At 34.7% G+C, this 19,114-nt stretch carries 18 protein-coding genes; 14 read left to right on the top strand and 4 right to left on the bottom strand.

Annotation, left to right across the window (positions count from 1 at the left end; all coding sequences use genetic code 11):
- Positions 1 to 2: 2 nt before the first annotated feature.
- From DMB91_RS06135 to DMB91_RS06125, 3 genes are read left to right on the top strand one after another with little or no spacing between them, the layout of a single operon-like run.
- A complete protein-coding gene (locus DMB91_RS06135; protein WP_034904878.1) occupies positions 3 to 2,135 on the top strand; it encodes a flagellar hook-length control protein FliK in 2,133 nt (710 codons plus the stop codon).
- A 49-nt stretch (positions 2,136 to 2,184) separates the two neighbouring features.
- Positions 2,185 to 2,919 carry a flagellar basal body rod modification protein gene (locus tag DMB91_RS06130; protein ID WP_034904991.1) on the top strand — a complete coding sequence of 245 codons (735 nt, stop codon included), beginning with the start codon at positions 2,185 to 2,187 and terminating at the stop codon, positions 2,917 to 2,919.
- A 23-nt stretch (positions 2,920 to 2,942) separates the two neighbouring features.
- Positions 2,943 to 4,586: a flagellar hook-basal body complex protein gene (locus DMB91_RS06125; protein WP_034904875.1), complete on the top strand. Its 1,644-nt coding sequence runs from the start codon at positions 2,943 to 2,945 to the stop codon at positions 4,584 to 4,586.
- A gap of 167 nt (positions 4,587 to 4,753) precedes the next feature.
- Here the strand turns inward: DMB91_RS06125 and DMB91_RS06120 are convergent, their stop codons facing one another.
- Positions 4,754 to 5,341, bottom strand: coding sequence for an isochorismatase family protein (locus tag DMB91_RS06120; RefSeq protein ID WP_034904874.1), 588 nt, complete (start codon positions 5,339 to 5,341; stop codon positions 4,754 to 4,756).
- A 49-nt stretch (positions 5,342 to 5,390) separates the two neighbouring features.
- Complete coding sequence (locus DMB91_RS09120) at positions 5,391 to 5,522, bottom strand: hypothetical protein (RefSeq protein WP_260604882.1); 132 nt, start codon at positions 5,520 to 5,522, stop codon at positions 5,391 to 5,393.
- Between the two features lie 178 nt (positions 5,523 to 5,700).
- On the opposite strand from DMB91_RS09120, the gene lysA reads away from it, so the two are divergent.
- The 11 genes from lysA (at position 5,701) to xseA (ending at position 17,772) form a co-directional block, all read left to right on the top strand.
- Entirely contained in the window at positions 5,701 to 6,942 is a 1,242-nt protein-coding gene (gene lysA, locus DMB91_RS06115) for a diaminopimelate decarboxylase (protein ID WP_034904873.1), read from the top strand.
- 6 nt (positions 6,943 to 6,948) lie between these two features.
- Entirely contained in the window at positions 6,949 to 7,713 is a 765-nt protein-coding gene (locus tag DMB91_RS06110; protein WP_034904872.1) for an HAD-IIA family hydrolase, read from the top strand.
- Complete coding sequence (gene pheA / locus DMB91_RS06105) at positions 7,710 to 8,774, top strand: prephenate dehydratase (protein ID WP_143116866.1); 1,065 nt, start codon at positions 7,710 to 7,712, stop codon at positions 8,772 to 8,774. Before DMB91_RS06110 ends, pheA begins: the two co-directional genes overlap by 4 nt.
- Before the next feature lie 21 nt (positions 8,775 to 8,795).
- Positions 8,796 to 9,887: a histidinol-phosphate transaminase gene (hisC, locus tag DMB91_RS06100; protein WP_034904870.1), complete on the top strand. Its 1,092-nt coding sequence runs from the start codon at positions 8,796 to 8,798 to the stop codon at positions 9,885 to 9,887.
- Positions 9,888 to 9,912: 25 nt separating this feature from the next.
- Positions 9,913 to 11,601 carry a flagellar basal-body MS-ring/collar protein FliF gene (gene fliF / locus DMB91_RS06095; protein WP_034904869.1) on the top strand — a complete coding sequence of 563 codons (1,689 nt, stop codon included), beginning with the start codon at positions 9,913 to 9,915 and terminating at the stop codon, positions 11,599 to 11,601.
- Positions 11,601 to 12,629: a flagellar motor switch protein FliG gene (gene fliG, locus DMB91_RS06090; protein WP_034904855.1), complete on the top strand. Its 1,029-nt coding sequence runs from the start codon at positions 11,601 to 11,603 to the stop codon at positions 12,627 to 12,629. Before fliF ends, fliG begins: the two co-directional genes overlap by 1 nt.
- Before the next feature lie 9 nt (positions 12,630 to 12,638).
- The gene (fliH, locus tag DMB91_RS06085; protein ID WP_034904851.1) at positions 12,639 to 13,487 is read left to right on the top strand and encodes a flagellar assembly protein FliH; all 849 of its coding nucleotides are present in this window, start codon (positions 12,639 to 12,641) and stop codon (positions 13,485 to 13,487) included.
- Positions 13,484 to 15,337 carry a 1-deoxy-D-xylulose-5-phosphate synthase gene (gene dxs, locus DMB91_RS06080; RefSeq protein WP_034904843.1) on the top strand — a complete coding sequence of 618 codons (1,854 nt, stop codon included), beginning with the start codon at positions 13,484 to 13,486 and terminating at the stop codon, positions 15,335 to 15,337. Before fliH ends, dxs begins: the two co-directional genes overlap by 4 nt.
- Before the next feature lie 130 nt (positions 15,338 to 15,467).
- On the top strand, positions 15,468 to 15,884 hold the full coding sequence (gene perR, locus DMB91_RS06075) for a peroxide-responsive transcriptional repressor PerR (protein WP_034904840.1): 417 nt from the start codon (positions 15,468 to 15,470) through the stop codon (positions 15,882 to 15,884).
- A 14-nt stretch (positions 15,885 to 15,898) separates the two neighbouring features.
- On the top strand, positions 15,899 to 16,612 hold the full coding sequence (gene ubiE, locus DMB91_RS06070) for a bifunctional demethylmenaquinone methyltransferase/2-methoxy-6-polyprenyl-1,4-benzoquinol methylase UbiE (protein WP_034904838.1): 714 nt from the start codon (positions 15,899 to 15,901) through the stop codon (positions 16,610 to 16,612).
- Positions 16,609 to 17,772: an exodeoxyribonuclease VII large subunit gene (gene xseA, locus DMB91_RS06065; RefSeq protein WP_034904836.1), complete on the top strand. Its 1,164-nt coding sequence runs from the start codon at positions 16,609 to 16,611 to the stop codon at positions 17,770 to 17,772. Before ubiE ends, xseA begins: the two co-directional genes overlap by 4 nt.
- Here the strand turns inward: xseA and DMB91_RS06060 are convergent.
- Together DMB91_RS06060 and DMB91_RS06055 are read right to left on the bottom strand one after the other, a co-directional pair.
- Entirely contained in the window at positions 17,748 to 18,356 is a 609-nt protein-coding gene (locus DMB91_RS06060; RefSeq protein WP_052043202.1) for an RsmD family RNA methyltransferase, read from the bottom strand. The genes xseA and DMB91_RS06060 overlap by 25 nt on opposite strands.
- Positions 18,349 to 18,729 (bottom strand): ornithine carbamoyltransferase, encoded by a 381-nt coding sequence (locus DMB91_RS06055; protein ID WP_143116865.1) that lies wholly within the window; start codon positions 18,727 to 18,729, stop codon positions 18,349 to 18,351. The genes DMB91_RS06060 and DMB91_RS06055 overlap by 8 nt, the downstream gene beginning before the upstream one ends.
- Positions 18,730 to 19,114: the final 385 nt, after the last annotated feature.

The raw sequence follows: 19,114 nt of genomic DNA, 5'->3' as shown, positions 1-19,114 counted from the left end.
ATATGTTAGCAGCAAAAAGCGATATCATCGATCTTGCATTCAAGCAAGTTAAAGCAAGTGCGAGCGAACCAACAAGCTCATCAAGTTCGGTAAGTAGCGATGAAGGGCAAAGTTTTTTAGCAAATTTAGTTCAAGCTATCGATGAGACCAATCAATTTTTGCCAGAACGCTTACAAATTAGCGAACAAGAAGTATTACAAGATGTAAGAGCTATGCTTGAAAAAAGTGATCTTTTAGGAGGCTTTGGCAGTTTTGATGAAAGTAAGAACGAGTCTATATTTGAGTCGTTAAGCTTCATGGAAGTTTTGGGAGTTTTAGAAAAGCTTCAAATTCAAAACACGGATATCAAGCTTGCTAATCTTTCAAGCCAAACTCAACAGCTTTTAAGCACACAAAGCAATCTTGAAGCTTTAAAAGGTGCAAAAAATTTAGACGAACTCTTAGAGCTTGCTAAAGGCTTAAATTTAAATGTTTCAAACATCAAGGTTGATCGCTTGCTTGAGTTTAAAGAAGCTTTTCCAAATTTAAACAAGGGTGAGTTTTTTAACAAGTCTATTGAAAATGTATTCAAGCAATATCTCAACACCAAAATAGCTACCGCACTTGAGAGCTTAGAAAGTAAGCAAAATACACAAAAATCAAATTCAAAAGATGCTACAAATTTGCTTTCAAAAGCGTTAAAAAGCTTGGATTTAGAAAACAAGAGTAAAAAAACTTTAGCTAGCGAAAATGCTGATGAGCTTACTCATACCAAAGCTACAAAAATCGACACAAGCTCACAAAATAAAGGGCTTAAAGATAAAATCATCGATCATTTAGATAATAAAATAGAAAATACAAAAGAAAATATAAGCGAAAAAACAGCTAAAAATAGCACTTTAAACACACAAAAAGATAAATTTAAAAGCACTTTAAAAGTTTTAAATACAAAAGAAAATATCAACGATAAGTTTAATAATACAGCCAAAGACAGCTCAAACGCTTCTTTGCAAACACCTAGTGCTGAAAAGAGCATAAAAGAAAATACTTTTATCTTGCAAGATGAATTAAACACAAAAGCTTCTTCTAAGAATCTTAATCAAACTCAAGAGATAAAAGAAATTAAAAGCCAAACTCAAGATTTTACAAAAGAAGTGAGTAAGGAAGGGCAAAATATTCAAATTTTAAATTCTAAATTTGTAAAAGAAAAAGAAAAAATACAAACACAAATTCAAATCGAAGATGAGAAAGTAACTCAAAACCAAGGTTTAAAAATTCAAAATACTGAACCTAAAAATATAGAAAAAATAATAACAAAAAATGATTTTGATTTGAAAGATGAACTTGAAACACTACACAATCAAAATACAAAAGAACTTGTAAAAGAAAAAAGCACACCAAAAAGTGAGATAAAAGCAAACTCAAATGAGCAAGTAAAGATTGTAAGTGAGATAAAAAGTATGAGTGAGAATCTAAGAGTAGAAAATAAAGACCTTAAAAGCACAGATGCAAAACCTACTTTTGAAAATATCTTAAACAAAATCAATATTAAAGAAAACTTAGGCTCAAACGCACAAAACAACGCAAATGGCGAACAAAACCAAAATGCTTCAAAAGAGCAACAACACTTGAATTTTGGCAAAGAAAGTGTGCAAGAAAGTGGTGAGGAAAGCACCTTAAATATCAATAAAAACGATAATAGCGAGCTCAATTCTTTGATTAAGGATTTAGCTCAAGTATCAAGAAACGAGCTTCGATCAGCAGTAAATGCTAAAGAGACTTTGCAGCATTTTGCAAATGATTTAAAAGAGCAAATGGCAAATTACAAAGCTCCAATTACCAAGCTTAATATCACTTTAAATCCGTCAAATTTGGGTGAAGTTGAGGTTACTTTGATCCAAAGAGGAAGTAATTTACATATCAATTTTAACACCAATACCAATGCGATGAACTTGTTTGTCCAAAACCAAGCTGAATTTAAAAATTCGCTTGTAAATATGGGATTTACAGGGCTTGAAATGAACTTTAGCGATCAAAGCAAAAAAGATCAAAATCAAGGACAAAACAAAAACAAAAATGCTTTTAATTATGAAAGTGAGCTTGAAAATACAAATGAAAATAATGCCCTAGAGCTTGTTTTAGCAAGATATTTTTAATTTGGAACAAAAATTGCTTTAAAAAAGATAAAATTACAAGGAGAGTAAGATGGATTTAGCAACAACAACCAATTCAGTTACCACGCCGACAACAACAACGACAGCGGCGACAGACACAGACTCAACAAAGAATTCAAGTGCAAGTTCAGTAGCTTCAAATGCAATGCTTGATAAAGACGCTTTTTTGAAACTTTTGTTGATAGAAATGCAACACCAAGATCCAACCGATCCTATGGATAGTGATAAAATGCTTACGCAAACTTCACAGCTTGCTGCTCTTGAAATGCAACAAAATACAAATACTACTATGGAAAAAATGGTTGAAACCATGACCCAGCTTTCAGACGCTATGCTTTCAAGTGGAAATTTATCCGTGCTTAATGCCATAGGAAGAACAGCTGTGATCACAGAAAGCACCTTTAAACTCACAAGTGCAACTCAAAAAATTTCAGCCAAAATGTATCTTCCTAAAGAGACAAAAGATGGAGCGACTTTTCAGGTGCTTAATGCAAGCGGTGATGTGGTGCGAAGTATTAAGGTGGCAAAAGATGATCTTAAAGTTGGCACAAATACTATTGATTGGGATGGCAGAGATGACAATGGTAATTATGTTGGAGCTGGCAATTACACGATGAAAGTAAGCTATACTGATGTTGATGGAGGCACTTCCACCAGTGCGTATGGAGCATATCCTATAGAAAGTATCCAATTTAAAGATGGTGTGCCTTATGCTCGAATCGCTGGGCAGTATGTGAAATTTGATAAGATAGCTGAGATTAGCTAAGAATTAAAAGGCAAAGGGGAGTTATGTTTAGCGGATTTTATAATGGAGTAAATGGTATTAAAACTCAAAATTTTGGGATAGATATAAGTGCAAATAATATAGCAAATATTAATACTCCGGGCTTTAAATACTCCTCTGCTGAATTTGAAGATATTTTTTATAAAAGAGTAAGTTCTCAATCAACCAATCCTGCCCAATCAGGCTTTGGTAGCACAGGTTCGGCAAGTAAAGTTGTTTTTGAACAAGGCTCATTTATGCCAAGTGATGGTGAGTTTGATGTGGCTTTAAATGGCAAGGGTTTTTTTGGCGTTTTGGGGGCAAATAATCAAGCTTATTATACAAGGAATGGTTCTTTTTCAAGAGATGGAAATGGAAAATTAGTCGATAGCTTTGGAAACTATGTTTTAGGCACGATGAATCCAAATTTTTCCCAAATGAGCTTTAGCGACAGAGTTTCTTCTCTTATGGGAACAAATTTAGGTTCTGGTGCAGTTACTTCAGGCTGGACTATAAATAATCCAAATCAAGATTTTAGCATAGGTACAACAACTATGCAAGGCATACTTTCAGTGCCTAAAAATTTATATCTTCCTCCAGAAGTTACCACGAGTGTGAGCTTTAAAGGTAGTTTAAATGCTGAAACTAAAACTCAAAGTGTAAAAGTAGCATTAAATACAAATAACATAAATATCGCTACAAATAATGAGGGCAAGATCGTTGCAAGTGGCTCTGTTAATAGGGCTGATGTTTTTAGTGCTAAAGCTGGCGAAAGAGTGATCTTAAATTTCAAGGACGCAAATGGCGTAACATCGAGTATAGAAGCAATTTTAGATGAAAATTTAAACTATCAAACCAATGCTGTGAATTTAGCCGGACTTGATCGAGGTAGCTTGTATATAGACTCTGCAGTTTTAGCTACAGAACAAGAAAGTGCGGATAATAAGACCTTAGAAGCTGATGTGTATAATAGCGATGGCTCAAGAAGCACTTTGCGTTACACACTTTCTCGTATATTACCTCAAGTTGGCGAAAATATCGAATACAGCATAAGTGCTGGGGTGTATAATAGCGAGGGCGAATTAGTTGGCGGTTTAAGTAACGGAAATTTGGTATTTAATCAAAACGGAGCCTTGATCGCTAATTCTCTTGCTAGTGTGCCAAATCCAAATGGCGGCACGATCAGTGTCAATCTTGGCACACCTTTAAATGCAAATGTAGGCTCTGGCTATGATGGAGTATATATCAATAAAAATTCTGGTTCAAATGATGAACTTGTTGTAAGATCAGATGGCTTTGCTGAAGGCTTTTTCTCGAAATATGATATTAGTAAAGATGGTTCTTTAGTCGCACAATTTACTAACGGACGCACTGCCGTTATAGGCAAACTTGCTTTGTATAATTTTATCAATGAACAAGGCTTAGCTTCAGCTGGGAGCAATAATTTTATGCAAACTTCAAATAGCGGAGCACCGACTTTTATTTACGATCAAAATGGTGATTTTAACTACACAGCAAGCTTTGTTGGGGGTAAGTTAGAGCAATCAAATGCGGATTTAAGCAGGGAGCTAACCAATCTCATCGTTATGCAAAAAGCCTTTGATGCGAGTTCAAAAAGCATCACAACAAGCGATGAGATGATACAAAGAGCCATTAATATGAAAAAATAAATTTAAAACGCTATAAATAGGTTTTGAGTTAAAGAACTAAAAAAATTAATCAAGCAAGATGATTGTATAGCTTCGTTTTTTTATAAAAATTTGCAATGATGTATCAAAAGCTTGAGCCAAAGATAAATTCTCAAGCTCAAATCTGTGTTTTAAGCTTGAGAAAAAGGCTATTTTATCAAAGCACTAATGGCTTTAAAATGTTCGTTCTTTGCATCACTCATCAAGCCAAATAAAAAGCTTTCGGTGTTGATGATTTTTGCTCCACAAGTTTGCATAAAACGCAGAGCATTTTTGTGATTTTCTTTCGTTCTTGAGCTCAAAGCATCTTCGATAAGCCATACTTCAAAGCCCATTTGCAAAGCCATAATCACACTTTGCAAAACACAAATATGTGTTTCTATGCCAAAAAAGACTAAGCTTTTACAATTTGTACTTTTTATGCATTTTACAATCATTTCATCATTCATTACGCTAAAAGAAATTTTTTCAAAAAGTCTTACTTGAGAGTTTTCATCATTATGATCCAAAGCATTAAAATCAGCTATAGTTTTAAACTTTAAAGCTTCATCAGTTTTACCCAAACCCTTTGGATACTGCTCGCTTATGAGCGTTTTTATACCAAGTTTTCTTGCCCCAGTAAGTAAAATTTGAGCGTTTTTCAGCACTTTTTCTTTGTAGAACATTGTTGAAACAAGTCTTTCTTGTATGTCAAGCCCTAAAAGTAGACTTTCATCTTTTTGTAACAAGGTTTGCATATTTTCTCCTTTTTAAATGAGCTTTTGTTCTTTATAAATCCCATAAAGCTTAGCTTTTTTCTTGTATATATTTTGCCCAAAAATCACAACAATCGCAAGTTTTGCTTTCATAAAGTTCGATAAGCTTGTCATTTGCCAAAAGTGGCAGGGTTAAAGGACACGCTAAAACAATCTTTTTCATTGCTACTCCTTTTCAATTTGAAATTAAAGTATTGTAACACGCTTTGCTAACATTATGTTTGCAAAATGAATAAAAAACGATTTTTTTATTCATTCTTATGCTAAAAAGTAAAGCAATATACGCCTTTTAAGCAAAATTTTGTTATAATTTGCATTTTTAAATGATAAAAGGCGTTTTGATGAGTGCGGATTTAAAATTTAATTATAAGGCTTTGGCAAAGGAGTTTGGCACTCCTTTTTATATCTATGATTTTGATATGATTAAAGAACGTTTTTTGCGTTTAAAAACAGCCTTTAAAGCAAGAAAATCTCAAATTTTTTATGCCATGAAGGCAAACTCAAATTTAAGCCTTTTGTCTTTGCTTAAAGAGCTTGATAGTGGATTTGACTGCGTAAGCATAGGCGAGGTAAAAAGAGCTTTGCAGGTTGGCACTAAGCCTTATAAGATCATTTTTAGCGGAGTAGGAAAAAGCGAGCTTGAGCTAAAACAGGCTCTTGAATATGATATTTTGTATATCAATCTTGAAAGCGAAACTGAAATGTATGTGCTTGAAAATGTGGCAAAAAAGCTTGATAAAAAAGCAAGGATAAGTATAAGAGTAAATCCAAATGTCGATGCAAAAACCCACCCTTACATCTCTACAGGGCTAAATGTTAATAAATTCGGCGTTGCATTTGATTTTGCAAGAAAAATGTATCTTTACGCTCATAAAAGTGAATTTTTAGAGCCAGTTGGCATTCATTTTCACATAGGTTCGCAACTTCTTGATATAAGCCCTATCCATGAAGCAAGCACCCTTGTAGCTAAGCTTGTGCGTGAGTTAAAAGCACTTAATATAGAGCTTAAATTTTTTGATATAGGTGGTGGCTTAGGTGTTTCTTATGAAGGCGAGAGCGAACCAGACTTATACGCTTATGCTCAAGGCGTGCTTAGCTCTTTGAGCGGGCTTGATCTTACCATAGCACTTGAACCCGGACGCTTTTTAGTAGCAAATGCTGGCGAGCTAGTAAGTAGTGTGCTGTATGAAAAAATCACTCCCTCAAAACGCTTTATTATCACTGATGCAGCGATGAATGATCTTTTACGCCCAAGCCTTTATAATGCCTATCATGAGATAGTTTTGCCTTATAATGAGGGCGAAAAAAACCCTTGTGATGTGGTGGGTGGAATTTGTGAAAGTGGGGATTTTTTTGCTAAAGATAGACTTTTACAGCAAAGCAAAAATGGGGATATACTCGTGATTAAAAATGCTGGAGCGTATGGCTTTTCTATGAGTAGTAATTATAATACCCGCCCAAAAGTGTGCGAGCTTGCCAAATTTAAAGATGAAAATGGCAAAATGCAAATCAAGCTTATCCGCAAAAGACAAAGCTTTGAAGCTTTGGTGCAAGATGAGCTTGAGTGTTTGAAAGAGGGGTAAGTAAATATGTTTTTCATCGATGTGCAAGGCACGCTTTTAAGCGATGCTGATAAAAGCTTGATAGCTGGGGCTAAGGAATTAATCAATTTTTTAAATGAAAAAAACTTAGCCTATGTTATCATTACAAATAACACCAAAAAGCTTGATTTTTTAGAGCATTTAAGAGTAAAGGGACTTAATATAAAGGATAATGCTTATATTGATCCTTTTGCCGTGCTTTCAGGCTTGCTTAAGCCTTGTAAAATCGCTGCTTTTGGATCAGGTGAGTTTAAACAAAGCCTTGAAAAACTTGGTTTTAGTTTAGATTACAAAGAGGCAAAGGCTGTGCTTGTGGCAAGTTTTGATGGCTTTTTGATGAATGATTTTGCTGATATGATAGAGCTTGCAAAATCTGGAGTAAGGGTAATTGCTTTGCATGAAACAAGCATTTATAAGAAAAATGAGAAGCTTTATCCGGGTGTTGGTGCTATTATGAAAATGCTTGAATATGCGAGCAATGCAAGTTATGAGGTGGTTGGAAAGCCAAGTTTTGCTTTTTATAAAAGGGCATTAGAGCTTTTAAAAAGTCAAGATAAAAAGGCAAGTTTTGAAAATACACTTATAATCAGTGATGATTTTAGGGGTGATTTAGTGCAGGCTAAGGCTTTAGGTATGCAAACGACCCTTGTTTTAAGCGGTAAAATTTCAAGCACAAAAAATCTTGATGAAAGCAAGCTTGACTTTGTCTATCCTAGTGTGGCTGAGTTTTTGCAAAATTTAAAGGAAAAATGATGAATTTAGAGGATTTACGGGCAAAAATTGATGAGATTGATAATGAAATTTTAAAACTACTTGGCAAGCGAATGTCTTATGTAAAAAGTGTTGGCGAGCTTAAATATAAAAATAAAGGACAAATTTATCGTCCAGAGCGAGAACTTGCTATTATCAAACGTTTAAAAAGCCTAAATCAGCAAAGTTTGCTTGATGAAGAGGCAATCGAAGCCATTTATCAAGAAATTTTTGCTGTTTCAAGAAATCTTGAAAAGCCTCAAAGTGTGGCTTATCTTGGACCAGAAGGCTCTTATACGCATCAAGCTGCTCAGGCTCGTTTTGGGACTATGAGTGTTTATAGGGCTTTAGCTACGATTGAAGATGTGTTTAAAGAGCTAGCCAATAAAGAAGTAAATTATGCGGTCGTGCCTATAGAAAATAATACAGAAGGTGCAGTTGGCATTACGATGGATTGCTTAGCTAAATTTAAGGAGATAAAAATCTTTGGCGAGCTTTATATGGATATACACCATTCTTTTGTGAGTTTAAATGATGATTTAAAACAAATCAAACGCATTTATTCTCACCCACAAGGCTATAATCAATGTCATAATTTCATACAAAGTCACAACCTAAATGAGATTGAGTTTATTGCGAGCAAATCCACAGCAAATGCAGCTTTTTTGGCTTCAAAAGATGAATATTCAGCTGCCATTTGCTCAAAAATCGCAGCCAAACTTTATAAAGTGCCTGTGCTTTTTGAAAAAATAGAAGATAATGCTGCAAATCGCACAAGATTTTTAATCCTCAATGAAAACAAATTCCCACAAATGCCAAATTGTAAAACTTCGATACTAGCACACACCGCTGACAAACCTGGAGCCTTATTTGATCTTTTAAGTTCCTTTAAAAAAGAAAATATCAATATCTACCGCCTAGAATCACGTCCCGTAAAAAGTAAAGACTTTTTACACAGCTTTTACATAGATTTTGAAGGGCATATTGATGATGCAATAGTGCAAAAAGCTATAGGGTCACTTAAAGAGCTTGTTTGGCTTGGCTCATATCTTAAAGCTGAGTAGTAGAAATTTAAAGGAGAGATGATGAAATTTAATGATTTTTTAAATAATTTAAGTAATTACGAGCCGGGTAAGGATATAGAACTTATCGCTAAAGAATACGGCGTGAGTGAAGTGATCAAGCTTGCAAGCAATGAAAATCCACTTGGCACTTCCCCCTTAGCCTTAAAAGCCTTGCAAGAAAACGCCCATAAGGCATATTTATATCCAGATGATAGTATGAGTGAGCTTAAAATGAAGCTTGCAAATAAATTCAAAGTAAGTGAAAAAGAGCTTATTATCGGGGCAGGAAGCGATCAGATCATCGAATATGCTGTGCATTCAAAGCTTAATGCTCAAAATGCCTTTTTGCAATGCGGAGTAAGTTTCGCGATGTATGAAATTTATGCTAAGCAAACAGGAGCAAAATGCTATAAAACAAGCTCAATTACGCATAATTTAAGCGAGCTTAAAGAGCTTTATAACAAGCATAAAGATGAGATTAAACTTGTGTTTTTGTGCGTGCCAAACAATCCTTTGGGTGAGTGCTTAGATGCAAGTGAGGTTGAGGATTTTTTAAGCTTTGTTAATGAGGATTGTTTAGTGGCAATTGACGCTGCGTATAATGAATTTGCAAGTTTTAAAGACACGAAAAAGCATTTAGAGCCAAAAGAACTGCTTAAAAAATATAAAAACGCCCTATATCTTGGCACTTTTTCAAAGCTTTATGCTTTAGGTGGGCTTCGTATAGGCTATGGCGTAGCAAATGAAGACATCATTAAAGCTTTTTATAAGCTTCGCGCGCCTTTTAATGTAACAAATTTAAGCTTAAAAGCCGCAGTTGCTGCTTTAGATGACAGCAAATTTATTGCAAAAACTTTAGAAAATAATTTTAATGAGATGAAATTGTATGAAGAATTTGCTTTAAAACACAGAATTTCTTTTATACCAAGTTATACAAATTTCATTACTTATTTCTTTGATGAAAAAAATAGCAGTGATTTGTCTGAAAAATTGCTTAAAAAGGGTATAATAATACGAAATTTAAAATCATATGGTTTAAACGCAGTGAGAATCACCATAGGCAAGCCTTATGAGAATGGACGATTTTTTACTGAATTTGAAAAAATCATATAAAATGATATAAAAAGATTGAGGGTGTATGGAAGAATTTAAAAATATGCTGCACCAAATCGGGCAGCTGTATCAAAATCTAAGTAAAAGACAACGCATAGTTATAGCTGCTTCTATCGTTGTAGTGATAGGGTTTTTGGTATTTTTAGCACTTTACAAAGGCATAGGTTCAAATGCAAAATCAAACTATGCTGTTTTAGTAGAAAATACTGATGCGAGTAATACAGCAGCTATAGTTACGAGACTTGATCAAGCTGGAGTGCCTTATATCTTACAAAACGAAAATACCATTTTAGTGCCACAAGATCAAGTCTATAAACAAAAGATGATGGTAGCAAGCGAAGGACTTATCAAAGATTCTAAAATGGGCTGGGAAGGCTATGATCAACAGCAGTTTGGAGCTACAAGCGAGGATCAAAGGATTAAGTATCTTAGAGCCATACAAACTGAGCTTGCACGCACTATAGAAAGCTTAGAGCCTATACAAAGAGCGAACGTGTTTATAGCTATCCCTAAAGATAGTGTTTTTACCGAAAGACAAATCCCGCCTACAGCTTCAGTTGTGCTTAATATCAAAGAAGGATTAAAGCTTACGCCTAAGCAAATTGATGGCATTAAAAATATCGTTGCTTCAGCTGTGCCAAAACTTGACAAGGAAAATGTAAAAATCACCGATCAAAAGGGCGTGCCTCTTGAAGAAGATCAAGCGTATGAAAGTGATTTAATTGCTACTCAAATCAGATACAAAAGGGACAGAGAGCAAGAACTAGAACAAAAAATTATCAATACCCTTGCACCTTTTGTAGGTGGCACAGATAAGGTTGTGGCAAATGTTAATATAGACTTTGACTTTTCACAAATGGAATCTCAAAGCGAAGTGTATGATCCAAACACTGTAGTAAGAAGTGAGCAGACTTTAAATGAAGAGCGAAGAGGTTTTAAAGACCCAACTATACAAGGTGTTCCAGGAGCTGTGTCAAATATCTCGCCAGTTGAAGGCTTGCAAGATAACACAAGTGGCGAATTTAGCACTAAAAATCAAACCACAACAAATAACGAAATTTCAAAGACCGTTACTAATACAAAAAAATCATTTGCTACTATACTTCGCACTTCAGCTGCGGTAATGATCGATGGAAAATACCAAGAAAGTATAAATGAGAACGGAGAAGTGGTAACTGAATATATCCCGTTGAGTGATACCCAACTTCAAAATATACAAAATTTAGTCCAAAGAACGATAAACTATGATGTTGCAAGGGGCGATTCAGTTGCTGTGAGTAACTTAGAATTTGCGAAAAGTGATGTTAAGGTTGAAAGTAAGGTTAAAACCTTTTATGGTCGCTTTATTGAGCCATTTATCCCACCTATTAAATATTTTATTGCAGCGATTTTACTTTTCATTTTTTACAAAAAAGTTATCGTGCCATTTACGCAAAAAATGCTTGCAGATGTTGCTGCAGCTGAAGAGCAAGAGCAAAAAGATGCTGGCTTCATCGAAGATGCTGAAGATGCGTTGGAGAAATTTAATGCTGCACGAAAAAGGGTGGAAGAGCAGCTTGGTTTTGGCGATAATATCAACGAAGATGCGTTGCAGTATGATGTTTTACTTGAAAAATTGAAAGCCTTAGTGAATGATAAGAGTCAAGAAGTAGCTACTTTGCTCCAAACTTTAGTGGAAAATGATAGCGAATATAATGAACATAAGGATATATGATGATCAAGCTTAGCGAAGAACAAAAGATGATCTATGACGATCTTTCTATGCCAGAAAAGATCGCTATTTTTTTAATCCAACTTGGAGAAGATGTGACGACCGTTGTGTTTTCTCATATGGAGATCAATATCATTACTGAAGTTTCTCGCTACATAGCTATGGCAAAGCAGGTAGATAAAACCGTCGCAACAGCTGTTTTAGAAGAGTTTTATACCCTACTTCAATCAAACCAATACATCAAAAGCGGTGGCTTAGAATACGCCAAAGAGATACTTTATAAAACTTTTGGTCCAGAAATCGCAAATAAAATTTTAGAAAAACTCACCAAAAGTATGGAAAATAATCAAAATTTTGCATACTTAGCACAAATTAAGCCTCAACAGCTTGCAGACTTTATTACTAAAGAACACCCTCAAACCATAGCCTTAATCCTAGCTCATATGGATTCAACTCATGCAGCTGAAACTTTGGAGTATTTTAGTGATGAGTTAAGAGCTGAGGTTGTTATTAGAATGGCAAATCTTGGTGATATCTCTCCAAGTATCATTAAAAGGGTTTCTGCTGTGCTTGAAAGCAAGCTTGAAAGCCTTGCAAGTTATAAAGTTGAAGTGGGCGGTCCACGAGCTGTGGCCGAAGTGCTTAACCGCTTAGGACAAAAAGCTTCTAAATCAACTATTACTTATATCGAACAAAGTGATGAAAAGCTTGCTGAAACGATTAAGGACTTAATGTTTACCTTTGATGATATTGCTAAACTTGGCACACAAGCGATTAGAGAAATTCTTAAAGTTGCTGATAAAAGAGACCTTATGGTGGGACTTAAGGGTGCGAGCGAAGAACTTAAGCAAAAATTTCTTGCCAATATGTCTACTCGTGCGAGTGAAGCTTTCCTTGAAGAAATGGGCTTTTTAGGAGCTGTTCGGGTTAAAGATGTTGAGGAATCACAAAGAAAAGTTGTCGAGGTTGTGCAAAGACTTGCAGAGCAAGGACTAGTTCAAACCGGCGAAGCTGATGAAATGATAGAATAGGCTTAAAATATGGCAAAAAATACCAATGTAATTTCACAAAGCAACGCAAACGAACACATCGTCGAAAACTATCATTTTAAGGTAATGAGTGAATTTACAAGCACTCAAGAACAAAACCGCATACAAGAGGCTTTAAATGTGCCAGTTCCTCCAGCCACTACCCCAGCTATGCCTTTGGAAGAAAAGCCTAATTCACAAGTAGTTGAGCCAACCTTGCAAGATCCACTAGAAGAAAGCAAAAGTGAGGCAAATACTCCTTTTCAGTCAAGCTTTGTCGAGGATTTGCTGAAAAAGACTGATGAAATGTCTGGCAATATCATCAAGCTTCAAATGCAAATTGAAAGTCAAGAAAGTGAATTTAACAACCGCTTAAATGCTGAACTTGAAGGAGCGAAAGAAAAATTTACTCAAGAAGGTTATAACAAAGCTAAAGCTGAATTTGATAAAGAAACAAACGAGCTTAAAGATAAATATCTTAAAAGTGTAGCTAAGCTTGATGAAGCTTGTGCGAATTTAGATGTGTTTGTAGCTAAAAACGAACAAGAACTTGCCAATACCGCTATTGAAATTGCAAAAGAAGTGATCAACAAAGAGCTTGAAGAGCATTCAGCTCAAATTGCTTTGAATCTCTCAAAAGAGCTTATCTCAGAGCTTAAAGGTGCTGTAAGTATAGAGCTTAAAGTAAGTCCAAGTGATTATGATTTTGTGAAATCTCAACTTAAAGAACTTGCTCATCTTAAAGTTAGCCTTGATGATGCTATCTCAAAGGGTAGCGTTATCGTGCTTAGTGATGTAGGAAATATAGAATCAAATTTAAACTCTCGTCTAAATAAAATCAAAAAAATGGTTAGCCAATGACAGCTTTAAGTATAGAGCACGAAAGGCTTCAAGAGCTTGATTTGCAGGCTTTAAATGAGCTTGCTGCGAATTTAAGATCAAGAATTATAGAAGTTGTGAGTAAGAATGGCGGACACTTAAGCTCAAATTTGGGCGTTGTGGAGCTAAGTATTGCTATGCACTGCGTTTTTGATCATAAAAACGATCCTTTTATCTTTGATGTTTCTCATCAAAGCTATACACACAAGCTTCTTACCGGCAGGGCTGAGTTCTTTCACACTCTTAGGCAGTTTAGGGGCTTAAGTGGTTATACTAAAGAAACGGAGGGAGATTATTTTGTTGCTGGGCATTCAAGCACAAGTATATCCTTACTTGTTGGAGCCTGTAAAGCCATAAGACTTAAAAAACAAAACCGCACACCTGTAGCTTTAATCGGCGATGGAGCGATGAGTGCTGGAATGATATATGAAGCCTTAAATGAGCTCGGTGAGAGAAAATATCCTTGTGTGATCATCTTAAATGATAATGAAATGAGTATAAGTAAGCCAATTGGAGCAATCTCAAGATACCTTTCAGGAGCTATGGCAAGCGAATTGTATCAAAAAATTAAAAGACGTATTGAAAGCGTTTTAAGTTATCTGCCTCAAAGTGCAACTTATATGGCAAAACGTTTTGAGGAGAGTTTTAAGCTTATAACTCCGGGAATTTTGTTTGAAGAGTTGGGACTTGAGTATATTGGAGTAATTGATGGGCATAATTTAAATGAACTTATCCCTGCCCTAAAAAAAGCTAAAGCTATGCAAAAACCTTGCATTGTGCATACTCAAACCATCAAAGGTAAAGGCTATGAAAAGGCTGAGGGTAAAAATGCTAAATGGCACGGCGTAGGTGCTTTTGATATACAAACCGGACAAGCTGTGAAAAGCTCAAGTATCCAAAAGTCAGCTACAGAACTTTTTAGCACAAATTTGCTCGAACTTGCCAAAGAATTTGATGATGTAGTGGGCGTTACAGCAGCTATGCCAAGTGGAACAGGACTTGAAAAGCTTATAGAGCTTTATCCAGAGCGATTTTTTGATGTGGCAATTGCCGAACAACATGCCGTAACTTCCATGGCAGCGATGGCAAAAGAAGGCTTTAAACCATTTATCGCTATTTATAGCACCTTTTTACAAAGAGCATATGATCAAATCATACATGATTGTGCGATTATGAATTTAAATGTTGTTTTTGCTATAGATAGAGCAGGCATCGTCGGCGAGGACGGCGAAACGCACCAAGGAGCCTTTGATATAAGCTTTTTAGCTTGTGTGCCAAATTTAACTCTCATCGCACCAAGAGATGAAGCGATGATGAAAGAAGTTATGCACTATACTTATCATCATCAAGGTTGCATAGCTTTTCGCTATCCAAGGGGAAGTTTTTTGCTTAATGATGAGTTTAAACCTTGTAAGATAAAGCAAGCAAAGGCTCAGTGGCTTATACAAAATGAAAGCAAAATTGCATTTTTAGGCTACGGACAAGGTGTTGGTAGGGCTTTTGGAGTGCTTAAATATCTTGAAAAAGAGGGCTTGAAAGACTATGCAAATTTGATCGATTTGATTTTTGCTAAGCCTTTAGATGAGGTGCTTTTAAAAGAACTTGCCTTGCAAAGTCAAATTTGGTTTGTTTTTAGTGATAGTGCAAAGATTGGTGGTATAGCAAGTTTGCTTGAAACTTTCGCACAAGATCACGGCTTAAAGATTCAAATTATCAGCTTTGAATACAAAGATGAATTTATTACCCACGGACAAACAAATAAGGTTGAGCAAAGTTTAAGCCTAGATACACAAAGTTTAGCCTTGCAGATAAAACAATATGCACGGACTTGAAACAAATTTGAATAGATGAGAACAAAGTTTTTAAATTCTTAAATAATAAAAAATATCCTTTAGTATAAACTTATTTTAAACTTTTTTTTGTATTATTACACAATGAATAAAATTACAAAAAAGGTCGTTTATGGAACTTGTGCAACTCTTAAAAAATCACGATTTAAAAGCTACTCCACAAAGGCTTTGCGTGCTTAAAATCCTTAAACGTCACGAACACCCAAATATAGACGAACTTTATAAGCAAGTACGCGAGGAATATCCATCAATCTCGCTTGCCACCGTATATAAAAACCTTAATACCTTACAAGAACAAGGTTTGGTTGTTGAAGTGAATGTGCCTAATCAAAAAACCTATTATGATATATACGAAGAGCCACATATTCATCTTGTTTGTTTAAAATGCGGTCATATAGATGATCTTAATTTTAAAGACACAAACTTAGCCCTTTATCAAGAAGAGATAGAAAAAAAGATAGGCAATTTAATCGATCATTTAAGCATAAGTGCAAGGGTTGATGGTTGCTCTAAATGTTGCCACCGCTAAATTTAGGAAAGCGTATGCAAAAACAAGAACAAATCGTAGAAATGTTTAACCAAATTGCTCCAAGCTATGATAAAGCAAACCGAATTTTAAGTTTTGGAGTAGACATAAGCTGGCGAAAAAAGGCTTGTGAAAGAGTGCTAAAATGCTTTGATGAGCATAAAAAACTCAAAATCGTTGATGTGGCATGTGGCACAGGCGATATGCTTGAAATTTGGCAGGCAAAGGCTAAAGAGCTACACAAATCCATCTCTTCTCTCATCGGTATAGATCCAAGCACTTCAATGCTCAAAATTGCTAAAAAACGCTTTTCAAAACTTGAATTTATTGAGGCAAAAGCTCAAGAACTTCCTCTTAAAGATAAAAGTGCAAATATCATCAGCATAAGTTATGGAATTCGCAATGTCGTGCAAAGAAAAGAGGCTTTAAAAGAGTTTTTTAGAGTGCTTGATAGGGGCGGGATTTTGCTGATTTTAGAATTTACAAAAAGAGAAAAAGGTGGGCTTGTCGCTTGGATAAGGGATTTTTATCTTAAATACATACTGCCAAAAATTGGCTCATTAATCAGTAAAAACGCTCAGGCGTATGAATACCTTCCCCATTCAATCGATGTATTTTTAAGCAAGGAAGAGCTGATTGCAGAGCTTGAAGAAGCTGGTTTTAAGATGATGTATTATGAAAGTTTGAGTTTTGGTATAAGTTCAATGTTTGTTGCTCTAAAAGAAAAATGAAAGTCAGTGAGCTTAATCTTAAGGCAAAAAGTTTGCTTGAGGCACATTTTGAGAATATTAGCCTTAGTGGAGAAGTCTCTAAGATCACTTTTCATGGTTCAGGGCATTGGTATTTTGACTTAAAAGATGAAAAATCAAGCATAACATGTGCCATGTTTAAAGGCTTTAATTCAAAGCTTGATTTTAAACCAAAAGTAGGAGATTTTTTAGAATTAAACGGCTTTGTGAGCTTGTATGCTGAAAGTGGGCGGTATCAGTTTATCGCTAAGGATATGAAAAATTCGGGCTTTGGCGATTTAGAAGCACAATTTTTAGCACTTAAAGAGAAACTTGAAAAAGAAGGTTTATTTGAAACAATTCACAAAAAACCCTTGCCAAATTTTCCCTCAAAAATCGCTCTTATCACTTCCTTAACCTCTGCTGCTTTGCAGGATATGCTTAAGCTTATCAATCAAAAAGGCTATTTTTTAGCCCAAATTTATATTTTCAATGCCCTTACTCAAGGAAGTATAGCACCAAATTCTCTTATAAGAGCTTTGCAAAGGGCTGATGAGTATGGTTTTGATCTAATCATTATTGCAAGGGGCGGTGGAAGTAGGGAGGACTTGTTTTGTTTTAATGACGAGGGCTTAGCAAGAGCGATTTTTCACGCTAAAACACCTATTATATCGGCTATTGGACATGAGATTGATTATGTGATTAGTGATTTTGTGGCTGATTTTAGGGCTCCAACACCAAGTGCAGCGATTGATCTTGTTTTTATGAGTCAAAATGAGCTTGAGCAAAAGCTTGATGAGCTTGAATTTGCTCTTAAAACTTGTTTGAAAAACAAAATTCATAATGCAGATTTTTCTTTACTAAGCCTTGAAAGGCTTTTTAAAGCGAAATCTTTGCATGCCATTATTGAAGACAAGATCAAACAAATTGGGTTTTTACAAAAACAACTCAACTCACTCATACGCAATAAACTTGAGTATTTTAAGCTCAAGCTTATGAGTCTAAACAACGCTTTTTTACAGCACGAAGCTTTTTTTCAAAAGAGCAAAGACCTTGTAAGCATCCAAAAAAATGGACAAAAAATTCGCCTTGAAGAGCTTTCAAAAGATGATATTATCACACTTTGTTCTCAGGACATTCAAAAAGAAGCTAAACTTTTATGAGTGTAAAAACTCAAACTCGTATTGCCAAATTTTTTATATTTAATTTGTATAAATTCGCCTAAAGTTTTATCAAATAGTATTTTGTAGTGATGTTCGATGATGATATAAACTATATTTTTACTATGCAAATTTAAGATCAAATTTATAATCTTTTCATAAATATCTTCAAAGCCAGCTCGTATATCAAAAGGTGGATCAAGGTAAATAACAACTTCATCTTGGAGTGTTGTAAGCAAGTATGGCAAAAATACAAAGCTATCTGCTTTATGCACAAAAAGTGTATTTTCATCAATGCTCTTTGCGTTTAAAAGGGCTATTTTATAAGCTTTAGTATCTTTTTCTATGGCATAAGCTTTTAAAGCATAGTGGCTTAAAGCACTTGCAGCCATTACAGCACTTCCACCAAAAGCTTCTACAAAAATTCTATTTTTTAGTTGGTTTTGTAAGACATTGAAAACGCAGTCTTGGACTATACTTTTTGTGCTTCTTGTTGTCTCTAAACTTGGTAAAATGAGCTTTTTGCCTTTAAATTTACCGCTTTGTATGAGGGTAAAAAGTTTTTTGTTGAGTGTTTTTTTATTCATCAAGGGCATTAAGAAGCTTAGTTTTTAAGGCGTCAATAGCCATGTCAATCTCGTTTTGATAACTCTTTCTAAACTCACTTGCGATACGCTCTATCTTTTCTTCTAAGGCTTTTTTCTTCTCCAAAGCCTTTTTTTCAGCAAGCTCGCAAAGTGCGGTATGAAATTCAAATAAAGCCTTTAAAAGCTGTTCCTTGCTAAAAGGCACGCTAAGCTGGCTTGAAGATTTAGCGATGATGAATTGCGGTTTTAGCTCATTACTTTTTTCATCGCACACCAAAAAATCGCAGTCCTTCTTCATCACCAAATACTCTCTTAAAAAAAGTCTTAAGGCATTTTCAAGGATAATATCTTTGCATTCTAGAGTTATTTTCATGTTTTGACTTTAATTTTATTTTCATTCTTAAAAATATATATTATATCAAATTTTTTGGAATTTTTTGTGATTTGAGCTTGCATTGTAAAATGTTTTTAATATTTTACAATTTTGTTGTTAGATGAGTAATGTTTAGCTTTAATTATAGTTTGTTTATCTTTATAAATAGCTGATAATTTTCACACTAACTAAAATATTTTTAAGGATAAAATTTATAATTTTCGTTAAAAATATTTTAGTTAGTGTGAAAAAGTAACATTAAATTTGAATTTTCCGTTTTTTTTTTTTTTTTTTTTTTGTATTGCACGCCAGTGCCTTTTTAAGATATAATCAAAAATTTATAAAGCTTTTGTTGAAAAGCTTTTATTTTAGCTTAACTTAAAAA

The sequence above is a fragment of the Campylobacter sp. MIT 97-5078 genome, assembly GCF_006864455.1.
GTDB lineage: Bacteria > Campylobacterota > Campylobacteria > Campylobacterales > Campylobacteraceae > Campylobacter_D.
Note: the sequence above shows the minus strand (reverse complement) of the source record. Positions and strands in the feature narration are given on the sequence as shown.